Annotated in this window: 13 protein-coding genes and 1 pseudogene; 10 read left to right on the forward strand and 4 right to left on the reverse strand. The window is 38.7% G+C overall.

All coding sequences use genetic code 11. The features are described 5' to 3' along the window. From IPP32_01995 to IPP32_02015, 5 genes are all read left to right on the forward strand, one after another. Positions 1-639, forward strand: coding sequence for a biopolymer transporter ExbD (locus IPP32_01995; protein ID MBL0046858.1), 639 nt, complete (start codon positions 1-3; stop codon positions 637-639). 29 nt (positions 640-668) lie between these two features. Next, positions 669-1,478, forward strand: a complete 810-nt coding sequence (locus IPP32_02000; protein ID MBL0046859.1) for a TonB family protein — start codon at positions 669-671, stop codon at positions 1,476-1,478. Positions 1,479-1,548: 70 nt separating this feature from the next. Further along, positions 1,549-1,803: a hypothetical protein gene (locus IPP32_02005; protein MBL0046860.1), complete on the forward strand. Its 255-nt coding sequence runs from the start codon at positions 1,549-1,551 to the stop codon at positions 1,801-1,803. Then, on the forward strand, positions 1,800-2,729 hold the full coding sequence (locus IPP32_02010; protein ID MBL0046861.1) for a substrate-binding domain-containing protein: 930 nt from the start codon (positions 1,800-1,802) through the stop codon (positions 2,727-2,729). Before IPP32_02005 ends, IPP32_02010 begins: the two co-directional genes overlap by 4 nt. Before the next feature lie 15 nt (positions 2,730-2,744). Continuing rightward, complete coding sequence (locus tag IPP32_02015) at positions 2,745-4,319, forward strand: hypothetical protein (protein MBL0046862.1); 1,575 nt, start codon at positions 2,745-2,747, stop codon at positions 4,317-4,319. An 8-nt stretch (positions 4,320-4,327) separates the two neighbouring features. On the opposite strand, the gene IPP32_02020 is transcribed toward IPP32_02015, so the two are convergent. Genes IPP32_02020 through IPP32_02030 form a run of 3 tightly spaced genes read right to left on the reverse strand, consistent with a single transcriptional unit; the run spans position 4,328 to position 6,337 of the window. Next, the gene (locus IPP32_02020) at positions 4,328-4,867 is read right to left on the reverse strand and encodes a putative metal-dependent hydrolase (protein MBL0046863.1); all 540 of its coding nucleotides are present in this window, start codon (positions 4,865-4,867) and stop codon (positions 4,328-4,330) included. A gap of 10 nt (positions 4,868-4,877) precedes the next feature. Further along, complete coding sequence (gene gmk, locus IPP32_02025) at positions 4,878-5,447, reverse strand: guanylate kinase (GenBank protein ID MBL0046864.1); 570 nt, start codon at positions 5,445-5,447, stop codon at positions 4,878-4,880. A gap of 17 nt (positions 5,448-5,464) precedes the next feature. Continuing rightward, positions 5,465-6,337, reverse strand: coding sequence for a YicC family protein (locus tag IPP32_02030; GenBank protein ID MBL0046865.1), 873 nt, complete (start codon positions 6,335-6,337; stop codon positions 5,465-5,467). Between the two features lie 256 nt (positions 6,338-6,593). On the opposite strand from IPP32_02030, the gene IPP32_02035 reads away from it, so the two are divergent. The 5 genes and pseudogenes from IPP32_02035 to IPP32_02055 all read left to right on the forward strand — a co-directional run bounded on the left by IPP32_02035 (position 6,594) and on the right by IPP32_02055 (position 23,242). After that, entirely contained in the window at positions 6,594-16,946 is a 10,353-nt protein-coding gene (locus IPP32_02035) for a gliding motility-associated C-terminal domain-containing protein (GenBank protein ID MBL0046866.1), read from the forward strand. Between the two features lie 4 nt (positions 16,947-16,950). Beyond that, positions 16,951-17,862 (forward strand): type IX secretion system membrane protein PorP/SprF, encoded by a 912-nt coding sequence (locus tag IPP32_02040; protein ID MBL0046867.1) that lies wholly within the window; start codon positions 16,951-16,953, stop codon positions 17,860-17,862. 176 nt (positions 17,863-18,038) lie between these two features. Further along, positions 18,039-20,366, forward strand: a pseudogene (locus IPP32_02045) (sodium-translocating pyrophosphatase). Between the two features lie 352 nt (positions 20,367-20,718). Then, on the forward strand, positions 20,719-21,438 hold the full coding sequence (locus tag IPP32_02050; protein MBL0046868.1) for a 3'-5' exonuclease: 720 nt from the start codon (positions 20,719-20,721) through the stop codon (positions 21,436-21,438). A gap of 25 nt (positions 21,439-21,463) precedes the next feature. Next, on the forward strand, positions 21,464-23,242 hold the full coding sequence (locus tag IPP32_02055; protein MBL0046869.1) for an ABC transporter ATP-binding protein: 1,779 nt from the start codon (positions 21,464-21,466) through the stop codon (positions 23,240-23,242). 360 nt (positions 23,243-23,602) lie between these two features. On the opposite strand, the gene IPP32_02060 is transcribed toward IPP32_02055, so the two are convergent. Next, positions 23,603-26,794: a SpoIIE family protein phosphatase gene (locus tag IPP32_02060; protein MBL0046870.1), complete on the reverse strand. Its 3,192-nt coding sequence runs from the start codon at positions 26,792-26,794 to the stop codon at positions 23,603-23,605. Positions 26,795-26,823 lie beyond the last annotated feature (29 nt).

The following is a 26,823-nucleotide window of genomic DNA, read 5'->3' on the forward strand; positions in this document are numbered from 1 at the left end:
ATGGCAGAATTAAATTCAGACGGTGGTGGCAGTCATGGTAAACATGAGAAAAAACGCGCCAAAAAATCGTCCACTAAAATAGACATGACGCCCATGGTGGATTTGGCGTTTTTGTTGCTTACTTTTTTTATGCTCACCACCACCTTCAGCAAACCCAAAACAATGGAGCTGAATATGCCGGCCGATCCAATAGAAAAGCAAAAGCAACCAAAGGTAAAAAATGCAATTACCTTTTTACTCACTGAGAACAATAAGGTGTATTGGTATTACGGTGAATTTTATGCGGCTACTAATCCGGATGGGAAACCTGCAACCACTTTGAATAAAACCAATTTCAGTAAGGATGGCATACACAAAATTTTATTGGAAGATTACAATAAAGATGTAGCTACCCGTATTATGGAATTGGAGAAAAAAAGAGATACACGTCAAATAGCAGACAGTACTTTTAAGCGTATGGCGGTAGAAATTAAAGGTGAGAAAAAATCCTTGATGGCACTCGTAAAAACCGACGATAAAGCAACTTATGGCAATGTGATTGACATGCTGGATGAATTAAATATTTGCTATGTAGGAAAGTATGCATTAGTTGATATTAGTGCCCCTGAACTTGAACTGGTTAAACAACAACCCAATTAATATTTTGTAACATGGCAGAGAAAAACGGAATGTTTGTACAAGATTGGAGTAACGTTGTTTTTGAAGGACGTAACGAACTTGTATTTGAAAATAAGAACAAAGAATATGGAGCTTATCAAATTAGAAAGGGATATAACCGCACGGTTACCTCTGCATTACTGATTGGCATAAGTGCATTTGTGTTTTTTGCATTGCTTCCAAAGATTATTGATTTATTAACTCCATCGGAAGATGATGCGCTAAAAAACAATACAGAAGTGGCAATCGATTTAACTGCACCGCCACCCATTGATGAAACAGAGCCACCACCGCCACCACCGCCACCACCGCCGGTTATGGAAACGGTAAAATTTGTGCCTCCGGTTGTAACCGATGAAGAGGTTCCCGATGAAGAAATTCCACCTCCACAAGAAAAACTTTCGGAAACACAGGTTAGTACCGAAACTCAGGAAGGTAATGGCGGAGATATTATTATCCCCGACGGAACCGGTAATGAGGTTGTTGGAACACAGCCGGAAGAAGTATTTACAATAGTGGAACAAATGCCAAGTTTCCCGGGTGGTGAAGAAGAGTTGTTCAAGTATTTGAGCAAAAACATTAACTATCCTGCCATGGAAAAAGACAATGGCATTTCGGGAACAGCCTATGTTACATTTGTAGTAGATAAGGATGGTAAAATAAAGGATGCTAAAATTGCACGTGGGGTAAAAGGTGGGTCTGGATGTGACAGAGAAGCATTACGTGTAGTATCGAACATGCCGGATTGGAAAGCAGGTAAGCAAAATGGTCGACAAGTGTCTGTTCAGTTTAATTTACCTATTAAGTTTGTGTTAAAATAAAAGTTTAAATAAAGTACAATCGTAAATAGCGTTGGGTTTTACTCAACGCTATTTCTTTAACTATAATCGTATGATAAGTGAGAATCCAGGATTAAGAAAAACATTATTCTACTTTAGCTTGCTAATGGTGTTGGTTTATATTGCATTGGGCATAGCAGTGGCTTTTAGTAATTTTATGATTGAAATGGTTCCCAACAATCGAATTATAATTGGTGGTATTTTAATTATTTATGGAGTGTTTCGATTATATATCTTAAATCGTCAGCGTAAGAGTTATATTTTTTTCCAGGAACAAAAAGCGGCTAAAACTGAGGAAAATAAATGAAAAAAGTATTTTACAGCACGCTCCTGATTTTATTCATTTCACTTTTAGGGTGCGATAGTGGAGGGCCAAAACAATTTACAGATACCACCACTTCCGGTAAAGTTAGTATTGTGGTGGATGAAAGTTATTCACTTTTATTTGATTCACAAATTTATACCTTTCAAAAACTGTATAAGCGGGGTAGCATACACGCAAGCTATCTTCCTGAGCAAGAGGCACTGAGCGCACTTATGAAAGATTGCTGCAAAGTTATTGTCATAAATCGTGATTTGAGTAGTGATGAGCGATTACAATTTAAAAAGAATAACCTTTATCCCATTTCTACAAAAATTGCCGAAGATGCTGTTGCCTTGATTGTAAATAATGAAAATATAAATCTACAATTAAGTTTAGCCCAATTAAAATCTATATTGTTGGGAAAAGACAGTTTATGGAAGCAAGTAAATCCGGAATCGCAGGAAGGCAGGATAAATGTTGTATTCGACAACAACAATTCAGCAAATGAGCGTTATTTAAGGGAGGTATTACTGGATAATCAGCCCTACCAAAAAAATTGTTTTGCAGTAAAGTCGAATCCTGAAGTGATTAATTATGTGAATACACATAAGAATGCTTTAGGCGTTATTAGTGTGAACTGGATTAGTGATCAAGACGACACACTAAGCCAACGCTTTTTAACGAAAGTAAAAGTAGTAGGGATTTCAAAATCGGAGGGACTTGATTTTTATAAGCCTTATCAGGCCTACATAAAAACAAAAGAATATCCGCTCTGCAGAGATGTGTATATGATAAACCGACAAACCCGCGCAGGACTTGGCACGGGCTTTGTTTCTTTTGTTGCGGGTGAAAAAGGACAACGTATGATATTGAAGTCAGGACTTGTACCGGCAACTATCCCCAGCAGAATCGTAGAGATAAAAAACTAAAACAATCCACAAAAAATGAAGAAAGTAATTTTAGCCCTTGCTCTTTTAGTCGCACAAGTAACTATTGGACAAACGTTGAAAGATGCGCTTAAGTTGACCGACAATGAACAATTTTATGCTGCCACAAGGATGTATAAAAATCTTGTGCAACAGCAACCCACCTTAGGTGAAAATTATTTTTACATGGGAGAAAATTATTTTAAATCGGAGAAATTGGATTCCGCACAACTGGCTTACAAAAAAGGAGCTGAAGTGAATCCTGCCAATCCTATAAATTTTGTTGGACTCGGAAAAGTATTGTGGTATAGTGGTAAATACGATGAGGCAAAGGCAACCTTTACAAATGCCCTCACCTTAAGTGCTAATAAGAATGCTTTGGTGCAAATGAAAATTGCAGAATGCTATACGCAAGCCGAAAAGAAAGATTTAATGGCTGCATTTTCCCTTTTGACAAGTGCTGCGAAACTTGAACCTAAAAATGCAGAAGTATACATTCTTACCGGAGATGCGTATTTAGAAAATAATAATGATGGTAGCAATGCCATAAAAAACTACGAAAAAGCAGCTGAAATTGACAAATCTTCTTTAAAAGCCATTTTACGAATTGGGCAATTATATGGACGCGCTCGTAATTATAACTTGGCTTTAGAATATTATAAAAAGGCTGCTCTTATTGATTCATCCTTTGCTCCGGCATATCGTGAGCAGGGAGAACTTTATTATATGGCCAAGCAGTACAATGTTGCCAAGGCTAAATACAAGCGCTTTTTAGAGCTTTCGAGCAACAATTTGGATGCAAGAACACGTTATGCTTCCTTTTTGTATTTGAGTAAAGAATATGCCAACTCTATTGCTGAAATAAATGAAATCCAAAAACTGGATACGAGTAATAATATTTTGAATCGATTGCTTGCTTTTTCTTATTTCGAAACCGGTGATTTTGCGAATGGTCTTTCCAAAAGCAATGCTTTTTTTAAGCGAGCAGATGTGGAAAAAACAAAAATTTTAGCACAAGATTATGAGTACAATGGAAAGTTGCTGATTAAAACAAATAATGATTCTTTGGGAATTGAGCGATTAAACAAGGCTTTGGATTTGGATACTTCTAAAACCGATTTATACAGTGAAATTGCATCTTCTTATATGAAGCAAAAAAAATATGCACAAGCCATTAGCAATTATCAAAAAAAGTTAACCATGGGTAAACCTAATGCGAATGACTATTTTGGGATGGGTCGTGCCTATTATTTTACGAAGGATTTTGTGAATGCGGATAGTTCATTTTCACAAATCATTAAATCAAATCCAACTTTACCTTTAGGCTATTTGTGGAGAGCTAAATCCAATACACAGCTGGATGCCAGCAACGAGAAAGGCTTGGCAAAACCCCATTATGAAAAATTTGTAAGTCTTATTAAAACTGAAGAAATAGAAAAAAACAAAAAAGATTTAATTGAGGCGTATTCTTATTTAGGATTTCAAGGAATGAAGCAAAAAGATACGGTTGCTGCCAAACAAAATTGGCAAAAAGTATTGGAAATAGACCCGGGCAATGATAAAGCCAAGAAAGCTTTAGATAGCTTCAAATAAATAAGCTGTTAACCTATCGTATTTAAAGCCAATTGGATGTGAGCAAGGTGATGCTTTCCATGCCAAGCATATAGTGCGGCGAGTTGCTTTAAATTATATTCTATTTTGGAACCGGGGTGAAATAATTTCTTTTCCCAATCCTCATTACTTAATGATTTTAAAAGGATAGTCCAGCGTTGATGTATGGCATCCAATAATTTGAGTGAAAGTTGAATAGGGCAGTTTTGTGTATCGGATAGCAGGGCCCATTTAGCTTCATCATACGGTTTTATAACCGGGATAGCTTCGGTTAGTGCTAATTTGAAACGAATTACCGAATTGGAGTGGCTATCGACCAAGTGATTTAAAATTTGTTTAACACTCCAACCGCTTTTACGATAGGTTAATTGCAATTGTTGTTCGGAACAATTTTGAACAAGAAGTTTCATTTGGGATGGAAGGGATTCAATGTCACTTAAAAATTGTGTCAGCTCCTTATTAGTTACCTTCTCGGGAAGCTTAAATCTGCCAATGGGGTAGCATAATTTTTCTTCTTCCAAGCCTTTCATTTATTAACTCTTATTGCTTATTTAAAAACTCTGTAACTAATTTTTCTGCTTGTTCGAAAGCATGTTCCATTTTATCGTTTAACACAATTTTGTCGAAATCGGGGGCCAGTTTTATTTCTTGTTCGGCTTTACTAATTCTTCGAGCAATACTTTCGGGTGTTTCGGTTTCGCGTAGCTTTAAGCGATTTTCGAGATGTTGAATGGAAGGTGCTTTTACAAAAACAGCTAGGGCTCTCTCACCAAATATTTTCTTAAGATTTAAACCGCCATGTACGTCCACATCAAAAATAACATGATGCCCTTTATTCCAAATGCGTTCAATTTCTGATTTAAGTGTTCCGTAATAGTGATCGGTATATACTTCTTCCCATTCGAGAAACTCGTCGTTAATTATTTTTTTTTTGAAATCCTTTACCGATAAAAAATAATAATCTTCGCCTTCCTTTTCATCTTTTCGCATGGTGCGACTACATGCCGAAATTGAAAATTCCAATACCGGAAATTTTTTGAGTAGATGTTGTACAATGGTAGTTTTACCTGCGCCGGAAGGGGCCGAAAATATAATGAGTTTACCTTGCATTTCAGAGTTCGTAACGGTTATAAAACATTGAGGAGTTGTTCTTTAATTTTTTCCAATTCGTCCTTCATTTGAACAACTAATTTTTGCATGCTAGAATCATTTACCTTTGAGCCGATTGTATTGATTTCACGGCCAATTTCTTGCGTAATAAATCCTAATTTTCTTCCAACTGATTCTTCCTCTTTCATGGTTTTCAGAAAATATTCGCAATGGGTTTTCAGGCGCAATTTTTCTTCGGTAATATCCATTTTTTCGATGTAGTAAATCAACTCCTGCTCTAGTCGATTTTGGTCGATCCGTTCCTTTTGGATAAGTTCTTCTAAGTTTTTTTCAATGCGTTTTCTTAGTTCTACAGCTCGCTTGCTATCTTTCTTTTCGATTGCAGCCAAGTGATTTAATATATTCGCAAGCCGGCTCACAAATTCCTTCTCGAGTACTTTTCCTTCGGCAGTTCGAAAACTAATGAAGGCTGCGATGGCTTTGTCTAAGCAGTCCTTAAGCAGATTTTCTTGTACCTCATCCGGTTCAATAATTTCAGGCTTTAACACTTCGGGCATTTTTAAAATATGAGAAAGCAGGTCGTGAGATGATTCATTTAACTCTATTGCGAGCTTTTTAAATTCATGGTAGTAACTTTTGGCAAGACTTGTATTAACTGAAACAAGCTTTTCCGGGTCACTATTTTCGATGTAAACTAATACATCTGCTTTGCCACGTTCAATTAATTTTGCAGCGCTATTGCGCAACTCCAATTCTTTGCTTCTAAATGCTGAAGGGAGTTTTATGTTTAAGTCAAGTTGCTTACTGTTTAATGAACGCACCTCCGCCACAATTGTTTTCCCATTGGCATCTATTGTAGCTTTTCCAAAGCCGGTCATCGATTTAATCATATTATTTTTTTGGACTTCAAAAGTAAGCATTAGAATGAAACTGTTGTATTAAACTTTATTTGAATTAATTGCTTTTTCAAATTGCAAAAGGCACGCAAATTTTATTAAATAGTAGACGATTTAATTCAACTAATTATCCCCTTTAAATGCATTAATCGAATACTTTTAAAACGCTTACTGTTTATAAGTATATTTAACATACAAATTTACCACCTGATTTTTTAAATATTTTCGTCAGAGAAACAATTCATTCGATGTGAAAAAAATAGCTACTCTCCTTTTATTTCCACTCTTTTTATCTTTCTGTTTGCTCGGAACGACAATTGCTTCGAATTTATATTGGGTAAATAATTCCGGTAATTGGGAGGATGGTGCACATTGGTCGATAACCAGTGGAGGTGCTGCTGCAGGAATAATTCCCGGAGCGGCTGACAATGTTTACTTTGATGAAAATTCATTTAATCAAAGCGGGCAAAACATCACCGTAAATGGAATTGCACGTTGTAAGACCTTTTCGTGTGCACCCGCAATTCCATTAGCAGCCTTAAAAGGTTCAGCTTCGGCACAGCTTTATGTTGGAGGTTCATTCCTATTTTCTCGAGGAATTCAAAATCAATTTCACGGCACAATTTATTTTTATTCCAATACGGCTCAAAATGTCATAGAATCAGCGAATCAACTCTTTCTTGGTAATTTATTTTTTGAAGGTGTGAACAGTTCATGGGCCTTACAAAACCATTTATTGCTTGATAAGACCAAGACAATTACACTATCCGGCGGTAAAATTCTTTCAAATAATTATTTTATTCAGGCAAAAACCATTCATGTTTTTGGACCTCAAAAAAGCACTTTAGATTTAGGAAAATCAACCGTTATACTTCAAAATAAAATTATTAATGATGCCGCAACTAATTTTACTTTAAAGAAAAAAGATGCTGTGTTACTAAACCCAGCTGTACAAAAATTTTCTGGTATTCAAGCAATTATTGATAGCATTCATGTAACAGTTACTCCACCGAAATGCAATGGTGATTCCAATGCGATTGTAGAAGTAGATTCGGTTTTTACAGCAACGCCCGGAGTTTACACCTATGCACTCACAGATGGGAATTCGAACTACTCCGGAAATCCAATGGTGAATTTGCCTGCCGGAACTTACATCATTACCGTTACAAACACCAGTAATGGAGAGGTACTGAATCAGTTTGTTATTATTAATGACCCTCCCCCAATTATCATCCCTAACTATACAAAAACACAGCCCAAATGTTTTGGAGATTGTAATGGAAAAGTAAGAGCTAATCCATTAGGAGGTACACCAAGTTATAGTTACCTCTGGAACAATGGGCAAACCGGGCAAACAGATAGTTTACTTTGCGGAGGATCGGTGAGCGTAATTGTTACCGATTCGAAAGGTTGTGCAAAATCGTTTACTACTAATTTGAATCAACCCACTCCCTTATTGACCAACTTAACAAAAAGAAATATTAGTTGCAATGGAGCTTGTGATGGAACTGCAAGAGTTACACCGTCGGGTGGAGCAGGCACTTATGCTATACAATGGACTCCCGGTGGATCCACTAATCCACAAAACAATTTATGCCCTGGCACATATCGGGTACAGGTAACTGATATTTCGGGTTGTATAAAAAGGGATAGTGCTATTATTACAGAACCATTGGCCTTATTGGTGAATACTGTTAAAACCGATATTAGCTGCAATGGGGCGTGTGATGGTTCAATAACCGCAACACCTGCGGGAGGGCGCGCACCCTATACGTTTTCATGGAGTGCACCAATTGTGTCGACATCTGCCACTGTGAATGCTTTATGTGCCGGAAGTTACACTGTATTTGTGCGCGATTCCAGCAATTGTTTAAGTCAACAAACAGTTGTAATAACACAACCCAATGCATTAACTGCAACCATTAGCCCTTCACAAATTACTTGTTTTGGGCAATGCAATGGTTCTGCTGTAGCATCCACATCTGGGGGTACACCACCTTATTCGTTTTCATGGAATACAGGAGTATTAAGTTCATCATTAACCAATTTATGTATTGGCACATATACGCTCTTTATTACTGATGCAAAAAATTGCAGCACTTCGGTTAGCGTAACAATAACTCAACCCAATCAGCTAATTGCCACCTCATCAAAAACCGATATTACTTGCAATGGAGGCTGTGATGGAACTGCAAACATACTGCCCAGTGGCGGAACCGCTCCCTTCACCTATTTGTGGTTGCCCGGTAATCAAACAAGTTCGAATCTTACTGCTTTGTGCGCAGGTGTTTATACCTACACCGTTAAAGACGTAAATAATTGTTCTGTACCGGGATCAGTAACCATTACAGAGCCTCTTCCATTAGCAGTAGCAGCAACTCCCACCCAACCGAGTTGTAATGGAGTTTGTGATGGAAAAGCGACTGCAAGTGGAAGTGGAGGAACGGGGCCTTATACTTATTCCTGGAGTAATGGCCTAACTACTTCAACTATAGTAAATCTTTGTCCAGGTGTGTATACCGTAGAAGTAACCGATTCTAGAGGCTGTAAAGCGAGTAATACCGTTACCATTACACAGCCACCCTTGTTGACCATTAATTTAGCAAGTACCACATCGAGTTGTGGTGTTTGTACCGGAACTGCAACCGTATCGCCGGCAGGAGGAACCCAGCCTTATCAATACTCTTGGTCTAATTCACAATTAACTCCAACAGCTGTAGGCTTGTGTATTGGAAATTACTCAGTAATTGTAACTGATGCAAATAACTGCCAGGTGAATAGAAATCTCACAATTGATCCTGTGGTGGTTATCTTAATTACCAGTTCATCTACTAATGCATTGTGTGCCAATTCATGCAATGGAACAGCAACTGCCAATGCTAGTGGAGGACAACAGCCCTATTCATTTCTTTGGTTTCCAAGTGGACAAACTACGCAAACTGCAACTGGATTATGTGCAGGAATTGATTCTGTGCGTGTAACAGATGCAAATGGCTGTTTTAATGTCTCAACCATAACATTTACTGATCCGCCCGTTTTAAACAATTCCGTGAATGTTACAAATGCAACTTGTTTTGGAAGTTGTAACGGCAGTGCTATCTCGATACCAACAGGAGGAACACCACCCTATACTTTTTCGTGGAGTGCAGCCGGGCAAACTGGAAATTCGGTGAATGGATTGTGTGCCGGTACTCAAACGGTGACCATTACCGATAACAATGGTTGTACTAAGGTGAGTACCTTTACGGTTACAGAACCAACTGTAATAGCGGCAAACGAAGTTGTTGTTAAATCACAATGTCTTTTAAATAATGGGTCAATCACTCTTGCCCCAACCGGAGGAACAGCTCCTTACACTTATTCTTGGGCAGCTCCACTGGTATCAAATTCATCAAGTGTCTCAAATCTGGCGGCAGGTTCATACTCTGTTACAATAACGGATGCCCTTTTATGTTCAAAACTATTTACAATTGCTATTAGCGATGCTGCGGGTCCAATTGTTAGTTCTTCAAAAATAAATACGAGTTGTCCGAATAATTGCGACGGTTCAATTTCTACCACACCACCTGTTGGAGTTGGCCCCTTTACCTATTTGTGGACACCAGGCAATAGCGCAGCAACTTCGATTTCTAATTTATGTGCCGGTGCCTATTCGGTAAAAATTACGGATGCTAATGGATGCAATACCCTTTTAAATGACACCATAATTTCACCACCTGCAATTAGCTCAAATGCAGTGACGGTAAATACTTCCTGTGGAGGACAGTGCAATGGTAGTTTAACATTGACTCCTTCAGGTGGAACAAATCCATTCACCTATTCATGGTCAACCGGCGCGCTTGGCACTAGCATTTCGAATTTGTGTGTTGGATCCTATATTGTACGTATTTCGGATGCTAATAATTGTTTTGATTTTGACACATTAACAATATCAGAACCAGCAGCACTTGTGCTTAATTTAAATAAGACAAATGTAACTTGTAATGGAAATTGCGATGGGAAAATTACAGGAGTTGTAAGCGGCGGAACACTTCCTTATTCATATGTTTGGAGTAATGGACCTACTGTTCCATCGGTAGCCTTGCTTTGCCCAAACAGCTATACTCTAACTGTTACCGATTTTAATAATTGCAATATAAGTTCATCGGAAACAATTACAGAGCCGGCTGTTTTAGATGGTCTTGCATCTTTCACGCCCAACTCATGTAATGCTGCCTGCGATGGCACTGTAGATGTGCAGGTAAATGGGGGTACACCTCCTTTTACCTATTTATGGTCGCCCGGAAATTACACGAATCCTGCTGTTAGTGATTTGTGTGCCGGAACCTATTCCGTAACAATAAATGATTTTAATAATTGTTCGGTCATAAAAACAGTGAATGTAACGGAACCAAGTCTTATTTCAGTGGCAACTACTTTTACATCCCCTAGCTGCAATGCGGCTTGTGATGGAACAGCAACAGCCACACCTTCGGGAGGCTCAGCTCCTTATTCATATTCCTGGTCAGTAAATGGGTTAACCTCACAAACCATTACCAATTTATGTGCAGGCACATATACTGTTTTTGTAACTGATTTGAACGGATGTAGCTCCAGCCAAACAGTAACTGTAACACAACCGGCAGTACTAGTAGCGAATGCAAGCAGTGTTAACTCAACTTGTAAAGCAGTATGTAATGGTACAGCTACAGTAATTCCATCCGGAGGTTCAGGAGTTTATACCTATTCTTGGTTACCAAGTGGTCAAACAACTCAAAGCATAAGTGGCGTTTGTGCAGGGACAATAAGTGTGATTGTGACGGATGCAAATGGTTGCAGTGTGACTCAAAATTTAACTTTAATTGATCCAGCTGCTATAACTATAGTATCGGGCGCAACTCCAGCGAATTGTGGTGCTTGTGACGGTGCATTGGCAATATTTCCTGCCGGTGGTTCGGGAGGACCATATACGTATAGTTGGACACCTACCAATCAAACCGGGCAAATTGCAATTAATTTATGTGCCGGGTTATATAGTGTAACTGTTACTGATGTAAATAATTGTGTGCAACCGTTTACTTTGCCCTTAAGTAATAATGCGGGGCCGGATACAGCAGTTGTTACACTATCAAACGCCAGTTGTAACGGACAATGTAATGGAACTATGGCTGTTGCAGTGAGTGGAGGAACATTGCCTTATACTTATTCTTGGCTACCAACTGGACCAACCGGTGTGGCGACCTTAACAAACCAATGCGCCGGAGTTTATATATTGCAAACTACAGATGCAACAGGATGCATTCAGCTCACAAGCGATACTATTACTGAACCTTTGCCAATTGTTAGCAATGATTCGGTAGTTGACATAAGCTGTAATGGATTAAGCGATGGTGCCATTTTCTTGTTTCCATCGGGAGGAACTGGAGCATATTCATACTCTTGGAATCCACCTGCAGGAGCCGTTTTATCAAGTATCACCAACTTAAGTGCCGGGCCCTATCATGTTACTATAACCGATGCAAATAATTGTGCCTCACCGTTCGATTTTACTGTTGCCAATCCTGCAGCGATTACGATACAGCAAACACATACGGATTTAAGCTGCAATGGGGTATGCAATGGTTCAGCAACCGTTACACCATCCGGTGGTACTGCGCCATACCGATATTCCTGGTCGAGTAGTGCTAGCGATACCTTAGCTACTGTCGGAAATTTATGTGCAGGAAGTTATACGGTTTTTGTGACAGATGCTCGCAATTGTTCGCAATCGGCAATTGTAGTAGTCAACCAACCCATAGCCATCTTAAGCAATTTGGTAAAGAATGATATCAAATGTTTTGGACAATGTAATGGAAGTGCCAAAGTTAGCCCATCGGGAGGTATAGGTCCGTATACATTTACTTGGGTTGGTGTGGTAAGCTCAGCAGATTCTGTTTCAAATCTTTGTGCCGGAAATTATGCTGTGAATATTGCGGATGCAAGTGGCTGTTTTATTACCGTTCCGGTTACGATTACAGAACCCGGGTTGTTAAATGCAAATATTAATAGTGTAGATATTAGTTGCAATGGAAGTTGTGATGGAACAGCCACATCGGTTACCCTTGGCGGTACAGCACCCTTTAGGTATTTATGGTCACCCGGAAATGCTAATACTGCTGGAATTACAGGTTTGTGTGCCGGAACGTATGTATTGACTGTTATTGATACTAATAATTGTTCCATTACACAAACAGCTGTGATATCGGAACCGCCGGTTATTACAAGCACATTTATCACCACCAACCCCACCTGTAACACTAGTAATGGAAGCATAATAGTAAACGCCAATGGTGGAACTCCCGGATATACTTATAATTGGATTCCGGGTGGGTCAACAAATGATACAGTAAGTAATTTATCAGCCAATCTTTACACAGTTCAAATAACCGATAGCAGAGGTTGTTCTATTAACTCAAGCGTGCCATTAAGTACCAATGCTTTTACGTTATCAAAACTTTCCTTAAATGCAAGTTGTTTTGGCAGATGTGATGGACTTGCATCCGTTACTCCTGTTGGCGGTACAGCTCCATTTACTTATTTATGGACTCCGGGAGGCTTATCTACTGATAGCATCACAAATTTATGCCCTGGCACCTACTTCCCAAAAGTAACTGATGCAATAGGTTGTGTTGTATTTGAGACAGTTCAAATTATAGAGCCCACAGCAGTTCAAGCAAACGTTACATCGACAGATGCCAGTTGTGGCTTATGTGATGGTACAGCCCAAGTTAGTGGAACAGGCGGAACAGGTTCTTACAGTTATTTGTGGAGTATAAATCAAACTTCTTTTAGTGTAGATAGTTTATGTTCAGGAACCTATTCGGTGCAAGTAAGTGATAATTCAGGCTGTGCAAGTACCAGTAATTTTAATATTTCCAACACCACAGGACCGAGTGGGGAAAATATAGTAAAAACTGACATTACCTGCCATGGCGTTTGTAATGGAACAGTGAGTATTACTCCTATTGGCGGGCAAGCGCCCTATAGTTACTACTGGCTTCATTCAGGAGCCACAACAAACTCGCTAAATGGACTGTGTGCCGGAACCTATACTTTTGAAATTATAGATGCCAATGGATGTAAAAGAGTTTCATCGGTAACTATTACAGAACCGGCAGCTATTAATCCGGGAACGAGCTTTATGAATGCGAGTTGTGGAATTTGCGATGGAAGTATTACCTTAAATCCAACCGGAGGAATTTCGCCTTATACCTTGTTGTGGAGCAATGGGCAAAGCACTTCTACATTAAATGCTTTATGCGCAGGAGTTTATTCGGTTCAAATTACGGATTCAACTAATTGTTCAACAAATGCATCCATCATTTTAAACAATAGCAATGCGCCCTCAATTTCTAATTCATTTACCGATGCTACCTGTTTTGGGACTTGTGATGGATCCGTTTTTGTAAGTGCGTTTGGAGGTAGTTCTCCTTATTCCTATCAATGGAATACCGGACAAAATGTTGATACCCTTTATGGATTGTGTGCAGGAACATATTTTGTAACTGTAAATGATGTAAATAACTGTAAGAGCATTGCACCAATCACAATTCAAGAACCAACACCATTAGTGTTTAGCTTGCCGCATACCACTCCAGCCAGTTGCGGAAATTGTGATGGAACGGCTTCGATACTGCCGAATGGAGGGACATTACCCTATACTGTTTTTTGGAGCAGCGGAGATACAGGTGCCTTTGCTAATAATTTATGTGCCGGTGTGTATTCCATTTTTATGAAAGATAAATCGGAGTGTAAAACTGCGGCTACTGTTACAATAAGCAATAGTACCGGACCGGTTGTTGTTGAAAGTTTCACTAATGAAAGTTGTGCAAATTTATGCGACGGAACAGCATCCTTAACGGTTACTAGCGGATCTCCACCTTATTCTTATTTGTGGTTACAAGGCAGCCAAACGAATGCATCCCTTACTAATTTATGTGCAGGGACTTATGATTATCAAGTTACAGATTCGCTTGGTTGTATATTCACTTCATCCATTACACTAAGCACTCCCGGAATTATTAGTTACAATGAAACACAAGTACAACCCAGTTGTGGCGTTTGCAATGGCTCAATAACGGTAAATCCAAGCGGTGGAACAGGGTCTTATACTTACTCTTGGTTACCCGGAGGAGCTAGTACAGCAAGCATCAGCAATTTATGCGCTGGAATTTACACCTTGCATCTAACAGATGGTGCAGGCTGTAGTTATATAAAAGTATTTACATTAAATAATTCGAACGGACCAGGCGTAACAACCAGTTTTACCGATGCTCACTGTAATGCTGCATGTGATGGAACCGCAACCGCGGTGGTGAGTGGCGCAAATGCTCCATTTTCATATAGCTGGAGTCCCGGAGGGCAAGTTTCTGCCTCCATTACCGGGCTTTGTGCGGGGCCTTATATAATTGAAGTAACAGATGATGTAGGATGTAAAACCTTTAATAGCATCAGCATTTCTGAACCACCACCAATATTATTCAGCATTAGTAATACTGTAAATGCTAGCTGTGGAGAGTGTAATGGGAGTGCAACAATAATTCCATCCGGAGGAGTATTACCCAATGCTGTGTTATGGAGTAATTCCGATTTGGGATTATCAGCCGACAGTTTATGTGCAGGAATTTATACAGTATCTGTAACAGATAATGGAGGTTGTGTTCAAACCAAAAATGTGAGCATTAGTAATTCTTCCGGACCATTAGTTACTGCAACAAAAACCGATGAAACCTGCTCCGGATCATGCAATGGAACTGCACAACTCACAGTAACAGCGGGGGCAGGACCTTTTAGTTTTTATTGGTTATTCAATGGTGCTACCACCTCCTCATTAAGTGGACTTTGTGCCGGCTCTTACAATTATGAAGTAATTGATACAAATGGCTGTGTAAGTGCAGGTAGTGTTACAATAAGTCCTGCAAGTACCGTAAACATTGCATTTACGAAAACTAGCCCAAATTGTGGCGTGTGTGACGGTGCGCTGTCGACAACTATTACCGGTGGAGTTGGGCCTTATACGTATGCCTGGTTACCTGCAAACACGCCCACATCGAGCATTTCAAATTTGTGTGCAGGTATTTATATTGCAACTGTAACCGACATAAATGGCTGCGCTCAAATAGATACAGTAACTTTGGGAAATACAACAGGTCCATCAATAGTTTATACGGCTACAGATGTAACTTGTAACACTTCTTGCAATGGTAGCATAACCGCGACGGCATCAGGTATTAACCCCGGTTACACCTATTCATGGACTCCAGGAAATCAGGTAAGCAGCACAATTTCTAACCTCTGTGCCGGTAATTATATAGTAGAGGCGCAAGATAATTTAGGCTGTAAAGGATTTCAGCAAATCAGCATTAATGAACCTAGTGCAATATCGTTAAGCTTGTCGCAAATAAAAGATGTGCTGTGCTTTGGCGATAGCAGTGGCAGTATAACAGTTATTCCTTCAGGAGGAACCATACCCTACCAGTATTTGTGGAGCATTGGAGGTTTCACGACACCTACTATTGCGCATGTGCCAAATGGAAATTTATTTGTTACCATCACAGATGCAAATGGCTGTGATACGGTATCGCCAACATTGGTAATTAGCACTCCAAACGCATTATCTGCAAGTGCTGTTGTTACTTATGCACAATGCAGCAATTCTTTGGATGGTGCAATCGATTTGACACCAAGTGGCGGAACACCTCCTTACAGCTTTTTATGGGATGACGCTAATTCAACAGTTACTGAAGATTTAACCGGAGTAATAGCCGGTGTATATCATGCCACCATTAATGATGCAAACGGATGTAGCTTTGTTTATTCAGATACTATAAAAGCATTAGTAATTGTTCAAGCTGGTGCAGGACCGGATGATACCTTGTGTTTTACCAATCAAATTACCTTACAAGGAAATGGAGGAAGTAAATACAAATGGTTCAGTATAACAAATTCAGGGCTTCAATTTATTGATAGCACTTTTGCCGTAATTGTAAAGCCGGTGGTGGGTATAAATGACTTTATATTGGTTGCATATAGCGGTGCATGTTCGGATACTGATACTGTTCGCATCTTTGTAAATCCCTTACCTGAAACAGACTTGGGTCCGAACGTAAGTATCATACAAGGCAGCACTGTGCAATTAAATGCGGCTGGAGGAACCACGGGCTCAAGCTATTTGTGGTCACCTACAACTAACTTAGTTGATACACTCACTGCCACACCAACTGCTACGCCCATCGTAACTACAACCTATACGGTAAAGATTACCAACCCAACAGGCTGTTTTGCAGTTGATTCAATAACCATAACCGTTCTTCCTACCATTGGCGTCAGCAATGGTATTACTCCTAATGGAGATGGTAAAAATGATGTTTGGGAAATTGATGGTATACAGGCATATAAAAATTGTGAAGTTGAAGTTTATAATCGCTGGGGTGAAAAACTATTCAGTTCTCCCGGCTATGTTGAAAAGTGGGATGGTAAGTTTAAGGGTAAGGATTTGCCGGTAGGAACTTATTATTACATCATTAACTTACACGATGAGGTGAATACTGAAAACCTAACCGGACCAATAACCATAATGCGTTAAGACAATGAAAAAAATCAGTTTACTTCTAATTTTCATGTATGTTGCGCTGAATGTGGTTGCGCAGCAAGTTCCGCTTTACACCCAGTACATGTTGAATGAATATATTGTAAATCCTGCAGCGGGAGGCAAGAATGATTTTTTTGAAGCGAAAAGCAATAACCGATACCAATGGAAAGGGATTACGGATGCTCCTCGAACCTACATTCTTAGTGTAAATGGACCACTTCGGTCACGTAAAGTTGGGTTGGGGGGCTATCTTTTTACAGATATTACCGGGCCTACACGTAGAACAGGAATTTATGCCAGCTATGCCTATCATTTAAAAATAAACGAGCAGGTTAAACTTGGCTTGGGATTATCTGCCGGCTTACTTCAATTCACGGTTGATGGATCAAAAATTAAACTGCACGACGATGCAGATGTTGCCTTGGATAATAGTTTACAATCGGTTATTCTACCGGATTTTGGCTTTGGTTTAAATTTATATTCAAAGCAATTTACCTTAGGTTTTAGTGCTCCGCAATTGGTTCAAAACAAATTGGATTTGTATGAAAGCACCAATTCTATAGCATCGAAATTAGAAGATCATTATTTTATTAATGGAGCTTACCGCATTCGCCCAACCGAAGATTTTGAAATTGAACCCTCTTTTATGGTAAAGGTTCTAAAACCGGTGCCTACGCAAATCGACGCCGGACTTAAGGTTATGTATAAGGAAATGATTTGGATTGGTGGCGCATATCGCTCTAAAGATGCTTATAGTGCTATGCTTGGATTATGCATTCAAAAGCACTTAACATTTGCTTATGCGCATGATTTTACCTTTTCAAACTTAAAAAATTACAGCAGTGGCACGCACGAAATATTAGTTGGTCTCAAATTTATTAAGCCACCTAAAGCCAAATCAGTCGAATAAAATTCTTTTCGCCAACATCCTTTCTCTCATTTCCATTTCATATAAAGCAAGATTATCAATGATTTAAATGCCTTTGGCAAGGACTTTTTTGCTATTTCCTTTAAATTTTTCTAAGTTTGCAGCCCTTTTAAAAAAAGGACATTTGTAACCATTTAATAATTAATTAGATACAATTTATGCAGAACATTATTTATTTAGTACCGGCCTTAGGAATTTTAGGATTGGTAGTAATGGCAGTTAAATCTGCCTGGGTTAGCAAGCAGGATGCGGGCGATAAAAACATGCAAGAGCTTGCAGGCTATATAGCCGATGGCGCCATGGCATTTTTAAAAGCAGAGTGGAAAGTTTTGGGAATTTTTGTTGCTTTTGCAGCAGCATTATTAGCTTACTCAGGAACAATTCATGAAGTAAATGGGGTTCCTATTCATTCCAGCTGGATTATTTCAATAGCCTTTATTATTGGAGCTGTATTTTCAGCAACTGCAGGTTATATTGGAATGAAGGTAGCAACCAAAGCAAATGTGCGTACAACCCAAGCAGCACGTACCAGCTTAAAGCAAGCTTTAAAAGTTTCATTTACTGGCGGAACGGTAATGGGATTAGGTGTTGCAGGATTAGCTGTGCTAGGATTGGGAGGCTTGTTTATTACCTTTCTTTCGGTTTTTGCTGATTTAGGTGCAGATACTGTTAAAACTGCTATTGAAGTATTAACCGGGTTTTCATTGGGTGCTGAGTCTATTGCATTGTTTGCGCGTGTAGGCGGAGGTATTTACACCAAAGCAGCAGATGTGGGAGCAGATTTAGTTGGTAAAGTAGAAGCCGGAATTCCTGAGGATGATGTGCGCAACCCTGCTACTATTGCTGATAATGTGGGCGATAACGTTGGAGATGTTGCCGGAATGGGTGCCGATTTATTTGGTTCTTATGTTGCAACCATTTTAGCCACCATGGTGCTTGGACAAGAGATTGTATTAACAGATAATTTTGGTGGAATGTCTCCCATTTTATTACCGATGTTAATTTGTGGATTAGGGATTGTTTTTTCGATTGTAGGAACTTGGTTTGTAACCATTAAAGATGATAAAGCAAATGTTCAAAATGCGTTGAACTTAGGAAACTGGTCATCGATGATTTTGACTGTTATTGCTTCTTACTTTGTGGTGATGTATTTGTTGCCAGAAGGTCCAATATCACTTCGTGGAATGGAGTTTGACCGTATGGGCGTATTTTATGCCATATTAGTAGGTACTGCAGTAGGCGCGATAATGAGTATAGTGACTGAATATTATACCGCAATGGGTAAAGGCCCTGTAAATTCAATTATACAACAATCTTCCACCGGACATGCTACCAATATCATTGGTGGATTATCTGTAGGGATGAAATCAACTGTTATTCCAATTTTAACGCTAGCGGCAGGTATTATGGCTTCTTATCATTTTGCCGGTTTGTATGGTGTTGCAATCGCTGCTGCCGGAATGATGGCAACAACTGCTATGCAGTTGGCTATTGATGCATTTGGTCCTATTGCAGATAACGCAGGAGGTATTGCAGAGATGAGTCAGTTACCACCGGAAGTGCGTGAACGCACCGATAATTTGGATGCGGTTGGAAATACCACTGCAGCTACCGGTAAAGGATTTGCAATTGCTTCGGCCGCTTTAACCTCTTTGGCTTTGTTTGCAGCCTTTGTCGGGATTGCCGGTATTGATTCGATTGATATTTATAAGGCTCCTGTTTTAGCCGGTTTATTTGTGGGTGGGATGATTCCATTTATTTTTTCTGCGTTATGTATACAAGCAGTAGGGCGTGCCGCAATGGACATGGTTCAGGAAGTGCGTCGTCAGTTCCGCGAAATTCCGGGAATTATGGAATACAAAGCAAAGCCTGAATACGAAAAATGCGTTGCTATTTCTACAAAAGCTTCTATCCGCGAAATGATGATGCCGGGTGCAATTGCTTTGATTACTCCGGTAATTGTTGGATTTGTATTTGGACCTGAAGTATTAGGAGGTTTATTGGCAGGTGTTACCGTTAGTGGTGTATTGATGGGAATTTTCCAAAGCAATGCAGGGGGAGCTTGGGACAATGCTAAAAAATCGTTTGAAAAAGGGGTAATGATTAACGGTGAGATGTTTTATAAAAAATCAGAACCACACAAAGCATCTGTTACAGGTGATACTGTGGGTGATCCGTTTAAAGATACATCAGGACCATCAATGAACATCCTAATTAAATTAATGAGTATTGTTTCATTGGTTATAGCTCCTTATATAGCAGTTGTTGGAAATGATGGCGGAGAAGGAAAATGCGAAATGGACAAAGCGAATTGCTGCACTACTGAAATGGGAATGGGTGGAAAATGCGAAATGGGTAAATGCGACATGAGCGAATGTGCTAAAATGAGCAAAGAGGAATGCGCTAAAATGTGTGATGATAAAGGCTGTACCGCTGAAGAAAAAGCGTATTGCATGAGCATGTATGGTGCCGACGGAAAATTTGTTGGTCCAAAATGCGATATGAGTAAATGCATGAACATGAGCAAAGAAGAATGTGCTGCTTATTGTGATAGTATGAAATGCAGCCCTGAGGAAAAAGCAATGTGTTTACAACATGCTGGAAAAGGTGCTATTTCATCTTGTATGGAAGGATGTGATCAAGGATGTAAAACAAAGGAAGAATGTGCTGCAAAATGCGGTGAAGCTTGCGCAAAAATGCATAAAGAGTAACCCATTATAATTTATTAAAAGACCTGCTTTGAGTTTCGAAGCAGGTCTTTTTTTTGGATGATTTTTGGATGAGGAGCTCTTCTAGCATCTTCCTAATGGCTAATTTTAAGTATTAAACCTAAAAATTATGCTAGAAAAAATCAATCTACAAAACGTGTTGTTTCTGGATATAGAAACAGTTCCTGAGGTATATGAATACGCTGCCCTATCTACTGAAATGCAGGAACTCTGGGACAAAAAAATGCAATATTTTAAAAAGGAAAATAATACCTCGGCTGAACTCTATTCGCGAGCAGGAATCTATGCTGAATTTGGAAAAATTGTATGCATTTCTGTGGGATACCTAGAAGTCCAAAACAAAGAAAACACTTTTCAAATCCAATCCTTTTTTGGAATGGACGAATTTCAGTTACTTACTGATTTTACTGCATTCTTAAACAATAGGTATGGAAAAAAAAGTTATTTGTTGTGTGCGCACAATGGAAAAGAATTCGATTTCCCCTATATAGCAAGGCGCATGCTCATACAAGGAATTAAGCTGCCATCGGTATTGGACCTTGCAGGCAAAAAACCTTGGGAAGTGCCTCATTTGGATACGCTTGAAATGTGGAAATTTGGCGATTACAAAAACTTCACCTCCCTAAATTTATTAGCAGCCATATTTAAAATCACCACCCCAAAGGATGATATTGATGGGAGTGAAGTATCAAAAGTGTTTTGGGAAGAAAAAAACGTATTGCGCATTGTGCGCTATTGCCAAAAAGATGTGCTAACCGTGGCGCAATTAATACTTCGCTTTATTGGAAAGCCTTTGATAGAAGAGTCATCGGTTTTTGTGGCTGCTTAACATATAATTCCTTTAATTTGCATTAATGACAGACCTGTTACTTGATGTAAAAAATTTGCGAACTGAATTTTCTGCGGAAGAAGGTCAGGTGATAGCCGTAAATTCCATTTCGTTTCAAGTTCTAAAGGGTGAAACAGTTGGCATTGTTGGCGAATCGGGTTCGGGCAAATCGGTAACTGCACTTTCGCTGATGCGCTTATTGTCCTCTCTAGGAAAAATCACCTCGGGGGAATTGCTCTTTCATTCCGGAAGTCAGGGCGATGTGGATTTGACAAGGCTTTCGGAAAAACAAATTCGCAAATTAAGAGGGAATGAAATGGCCATGGTTTTTCAAGAACCGATGAGCGCCTTAAACCCTGTTTTTACCTGTGGCAACCAGGTTATTGAGTCCTTAATTTTACATAAAAAATTATCTAAAGCTGCTGCTAAAAAGCGCTGTCTTGAATTATTTAGCGAGGTGCAATTAGATAACCCAGAACGCATCTACAAAAGTTATCCGCATCAATTATCGGGCGGGCAAAAGCAGCGGGTATTAATAGCCATGGCAATTTGTTGTAATCCCGACTTATTGATTGCAGATGAGCCCACTACTTCATTGGATGTTACGCTTCAAAAAACCATATTAGCGTTGCTGCGTAAATTGCAGCAAAAGCAGGGCATGAGTATGCTTTTTATTTCACATGATTTAGCTGTGATTGCCGAGATAGCAGATAGGGTTTTGGTGATGTATAAAGGCGAAATTGTAGAGCAAGGTAGCGTGAAAGATATTTTTAAAACACCCCAAAATCCCTATACAAAAGGACTTTTGGCCTGCCGTCCTCCACTTGATTTACGCTTAAAAAGATTGCCCGTTATTTCTGATTTCATGGCACCAGATGCCGCAGGGGTGCTTAGTGAAAGCAATGTAAGTGTTGAACAGTTTCGGAAAGCACTTCAAATTAGTACATCAGAAAGAAAAACCCGTCTCGATAAATTATATGCTCAAACACCCTTGCTTCAAGTAAAAAACCTTAAAACAATATATCCCATTAGCAATGGTTTGTTTGGAAACGTTACTGCCTATACGAAAGCTGTTGATGAGGTGAATTTTGATGTTTACCCTGGAGAAATTCTTGGATTAGTAGGAGAATCGGGATGTGGAAAAACAACTTTAGGCAGAAGCATTTTGCGATTAATTGAGCCTAATTCGGGTGAAGTTTACTACAAAGGAAAAAACCTACTACAATTAGACGATGCGAGTATGCGTAAACTCCGCAAGGAAATGCAACTCATATTTCAAGATCCTTATTCTTCTTTAAATCCAAGAATGACAATTGGTAAAGCGATAATGGAACCGATGCAAGTTCATGGTTTGTATGCAAACGACACGGAAAGAAGAAAAAAGGTTATTGAATTATTGGAACGGGTTAGCATGAACGAAAGCCATTTTAACCGCTATCCGCATGAATTTTCGGGTGGACAAAGGCAGCGGGTATGCATTGCACGTGCTCTTTCGGTGCAACCTCAATTTATTATTTGCGATGAATCGGTTTCGGCTTTGGATGTTTCGGTGCAAGCGCAGGTGTTGAACTTGATTCGCGAATTACGCGATGAGTTTGGCTTTACTTGTATTTTTATTTCACATGATTTATCGGTGGTGAAATTTATGAGCGATAGGATGATGGTGATGCACAAAGGAAAAATAGAAGAGATAGGTGATGCGGATGCAATTTATGCTGCGCCGAAAAGTGCGTATACGCAAGCATTGATTGCTGCAATTCCTAGTGGTGGTTTAGATTTGAGGAATGAGGTTTCTTCTTTTTAAGTTATTTTTTTGAACCACATAGGATCATAGGAACATAGGATTCACATAGGGATGTGCTATGTGGCTATGTGTTTATATTTTTTCAGTTACTCTTTTTTTGAAACAAATAGGGTCATAGGAACATAGGATTCACATAGGGGTGTGCTATGTGTTTATATTTTTTCAGTTACTCTTTTTTTGAAACACATAGGGTCATAGGAACATAGGATTCACATAGGGATGTGCTATGTGGCTATGTGTTTATATTTTTTCAGTGACTCTTTTTTTGAAACACATAGGATCATAGGAACATAGGATTCTCATAGGGTTGAGCTATGTGGCTATGTGTTTATTTTTCTCCAACGACTCTTTTTTTGAAACTCAGACCCTCGCTCCTATTACCAAAATATCATCCACTTGGCTTTCGTTGCCTTTCCAAATTTCGATGTAATTATCGAGGAAGAAACCTTGTTCTTTCATGGTTTTATAAGAGTTTGCAAGTAGTGCATCTCTGAATTTTTTAGAGGTTAATTTTTTTCCGTTTTCTCCTCCAAACTGATCGGCGTATCCATCGGTAAATAAATAAATGCACTCCCCTTTTTGTAGCTGTACTTTATGCGATTCAAATACCTGGTCATCGGGCGTAAAGCCTCCGATAGCGGATTTTGTGGCCTTAATGATTTCCATTTCGCCGCTGTTGCGCAATATCCACAAGGGATTAAATGCACCGGCATAGAGCACCTCATTCGTTTTTGAATTGATACTGCAGAGGCAGATGTCCATACCATCGCGGCTTTCGTTTTCGCTTTGTTGGAGCGCCGTTTTTACACCATGATGCAATTGCGAAAGAATTTCGGAAGGGTCGATGATGTGTTTGGTGATAACAATTTCATTTAAAATAGTATTTCCTACCATGCTCATAAATGCACCCGGAACACCATGGCCGGTGCAATCGGCAGCTGCTAAAATATGATGGGAAACGCCTTGCACATTTACCGAACCAAACCAATAAAAATCTCCGCTAACAATGTCGCGTGGTTTAAATAAAATGAAGGAATCGGGCAAGGCGGCTTTTACTTTTGCATCTACCGGAAGGATAGATTGCTGAATTTTTTGAGCATAATTGATACTGTCCTTAATATCTTTAAAGGCATCGCTTAATTGATCGTTCGTTTCTTTTAATTCTACCGTGCGAGAGGCAACAGTATCTTCCAGCAATTTTTTTTCTTTGGCCAGTTTTGCGGTGCGGTAATTGGTGTAGAAAACAATTCCAACAAGGGCAAACAAAATAGCCAATGTAATAAACCACCAGCGCTGCCAAATAGGGGATTCGATGGTGAATTTGAATTCGATATTTTTGGTACTCCATACCCCATCGCTGTTTTGAGCTTTCACTCGAAAAATATAATCCTTACCGGAGGGGATGTTGCTATAGATGGCTTCATTCAGCTTTCCGGGAGGCGACCAATCTTTGTCAAAGCCTTCAAGGATGTAGGAGTATTTCATCTCCTTATCTACACTAATAGCTTGAAAATCGAAAGTTAAGTGGTTGTTTTTATAATTCAATTTTAGGGATTTTGGTAAATCCGTGACATCGTCAATTAAATCAGAATACTTTGACCAATCTACTTTTTGGTAAAACAACCTAATATCCATTAAATAAACAGTTGGTGGGGTATAATTAATTTTCTCAAATGATGGATTAAAAATAGAAAAGCCCTCTGCACCGCCAATCCAAATGTTTTTATTTGAATCAACCATCAATGTATTCTCTGTCAATTCATTTCCAAAAAGTCCGTTTTCTTCAGTGTAATGCTTTATTGAAACAACATTGAAAAGACTATCCAATTTAAGCTTATTTAATCCTTTAGGTGTGCTAAGCCATACTACATTTGGATCATATGCATCTGCAATAGCAGCAACAATAACATCAGAGGAGAGACCTTGCTTTTGAGTAATATTTTTAAACCCTATTTTGGTGTCATAACAAACCAAACCCTTATCTGCTGTTGCAAAGAGTAATTGGCCTCTTTTATTGCTAACAATACTTTCAATTGTAAGATTTGCTAATTGATTCTTCGCATTGAAATGAACAAATTTTTTGCCATCATATTTTGACGCCCCACCATTTAAATACCCAATCCACAGTGAATTATCACTTGATTTTGTAATTGTAAAAATATTATTGTTTGTCAGCTCATTTTTAGATGTATAAATTTTTGTTTCTGATCCAGTAATTGCAAAAAGCCCCTCAGTGCTTGTTGCAATCCACATTGTGTGATCAATGTATACAAGCCCGTATATAACGCCAAGATTTATGTTATTAATCATTGGGAATGACTTAACAAACTCCAATTTCGATGTCTTTCTGAGAATGATAATTCCATCATCTGTCCCAAGCCAAATATTATTGTCTTTATCTTTTGCAATGCAATGAATGGACTGATTCTCTATTTCTGGAATATTGTTTATTGATCTAATTTTCAGGCCATCATAATAACAAAGACCTGAAGCTGTACCGATTAGTATAAAGTTTTTATTAAGCTCAAAAAAACTGCTTATCTGTTTATGTGGTAGGCCATCAAATTTATTGAAATTAAGAAATGATTCGTTTTTAAAAACACAAAGACCTTGTCCATTTGTACCCACCCAAAGATTATTTTCGTGATCTAATCCAAGTGCATAAATTTCATTTGATGGAAACCCCTCCCGTTCACTATATTTTTTAAATTCATTATTCATAAATTTAAACAACCCACTTTCTTGAGTTGCTATCCAAATTGCACCGTTTGCATCTTCAAGTATTTTCCCAACCAATGCCGTATTTGTTTCAACTGAGTTGAATAGTTGGCTAATTTTATTGTTTTCGAATTTATAAACAAATGCACTAGTTGAACCTATCCAAATCCTTCCTTTACTATCTTGTAACAATGAAAAGACACTGCTAGATCCACCTATAGCATCCTTGAATACTTGAATGCCCAATTTGTGTGATTCTGCATTTATTGAACTTATTTTGCATACTCCAAAATGATATGTTCCAATCCAGTAATTTTCATCAGTATCTTGAATAATAGTAAAAATAGAATCTGTGGGTAAACCATTATTCTTCCTATAATGAGTATATGATTTTCCGTCATATTTAATTAAACCATTTCCAAAAGTAGCGATCCAAATATTGTTCTTTTTATCACAATAAATTGAATAAATCACTAAAGAATCTAACCCAAAATCATGAATTCTACGGAATTTTTTGCCGTCAAATAATGCAACACCTGTTTTAGTTCCAATCCAAATATTGCCCAGTGCATCTTCGCAAAGGCTTGTTATATCATTTGTGTGTAAGCCATTTGAAGTGGAATAGTTTACAAACTCCTTTCCATTATATTTACAAACCCCACCGTCTTGTGAGGCTAGCCACATATAGTCTTTACTATCTTTAATAATTGCATTTATAGTAAAACCACCAAGACCATCCTTGTTCTTAAATTTTAGTAAATTATAATGTTGAGCACCAGCAATATTACCGGTACATAAAAGGATGAAAAAAAATATTCGTTTGAAGGCATTCATATTATAGCATTCCAAAACTAAATATTTTT

It is taken from the genome of Bacteroidota bacterium (assembly GCA_016721765.1).
Classification (GTDB): Bacteria; Bacteroidota; Bacteroidia; order UBA4408; family UBA4408; genus UBA4408.

Coding starts and splice junctions, on each gene's coding strand:
- gmk (MBL0046864.1), bottom strand. CDS start 5,447: ATGCAAGGTAAACTCATTATATTTTCGGCCCCTTCCGGCGCAGGTAAA.
- IPP32_02000 (MBL0046859.1), top strand. CDS start 669: ATGTTTGTACAAGATTGGAGTAACGTTGTTTTTGAAGGACGTAACGAA.
- IPP32_02020 (MBL0046863.1), bottom strand. CDS start 4,867: ATGAAAGGCTTGGAAGAAGAAAAATTATGCTACCCCATTGGCAGATTT.
- IPP32_02005 (MBL0046860.1), top strand. CDS start 1,549: ATGATAAGTGAGAATCCAGGATTAAGAAAAACATTATTCTACTTTAGC.
- IPP32_02015 (MBL0046862.1), top strand. CDS start 2,745: ATGAAGAAAGTAATTTTAGCCCTTGCTCTTTTAGTCGCACAAGTAACT.
- IPP32_02040 (MBL0046867.1), top strand. CDS start 16,951: ATGAAAAAAATCAGTTTACTTCTAATTTTCATGTATGTTGCGCTGAAT.
- IPP32_02060 (MBL0046870.1), bottom strand. CDS start 26,794: ATGAATGCCTTCAAACGAATATTTTTTTTCATCCTTTTATGTACCGGT.
- IPP32_02055 (MBL0046869.1), top strand. CDS start 21,464: ATGACAGACCTGTTACTTGATGTAAAAAATTTGCGAACTGAATTTTCT.
- IPP32_02010 (MBL0046861.1), top strand. CDS start 1,800: ATGAAAAAAGTATTTTACAGCACGCTCCTGATTTTATTCATTTCACTT.
- IPP32_02030 (MBL0046865.1), bottom strand. CDS start 6,337: ATGATTAAATCGATGACCGGCTTTGGAAAAGCTACAATAGATGCCAAT.
- IPP32_01995 (MBL0046858.1), top strand. CDS start 1: ATGGCAGAATTAAATTCAGACGGTGGTGGCAGTCATGGTAAACATGAG.
- IPP32_02050 (MBL0046868.1), top strand. CDS start 20,719: ATGCTAGAAAAAATCAATCTACAAAACGTGTTGTTTCTGGATATAGAA.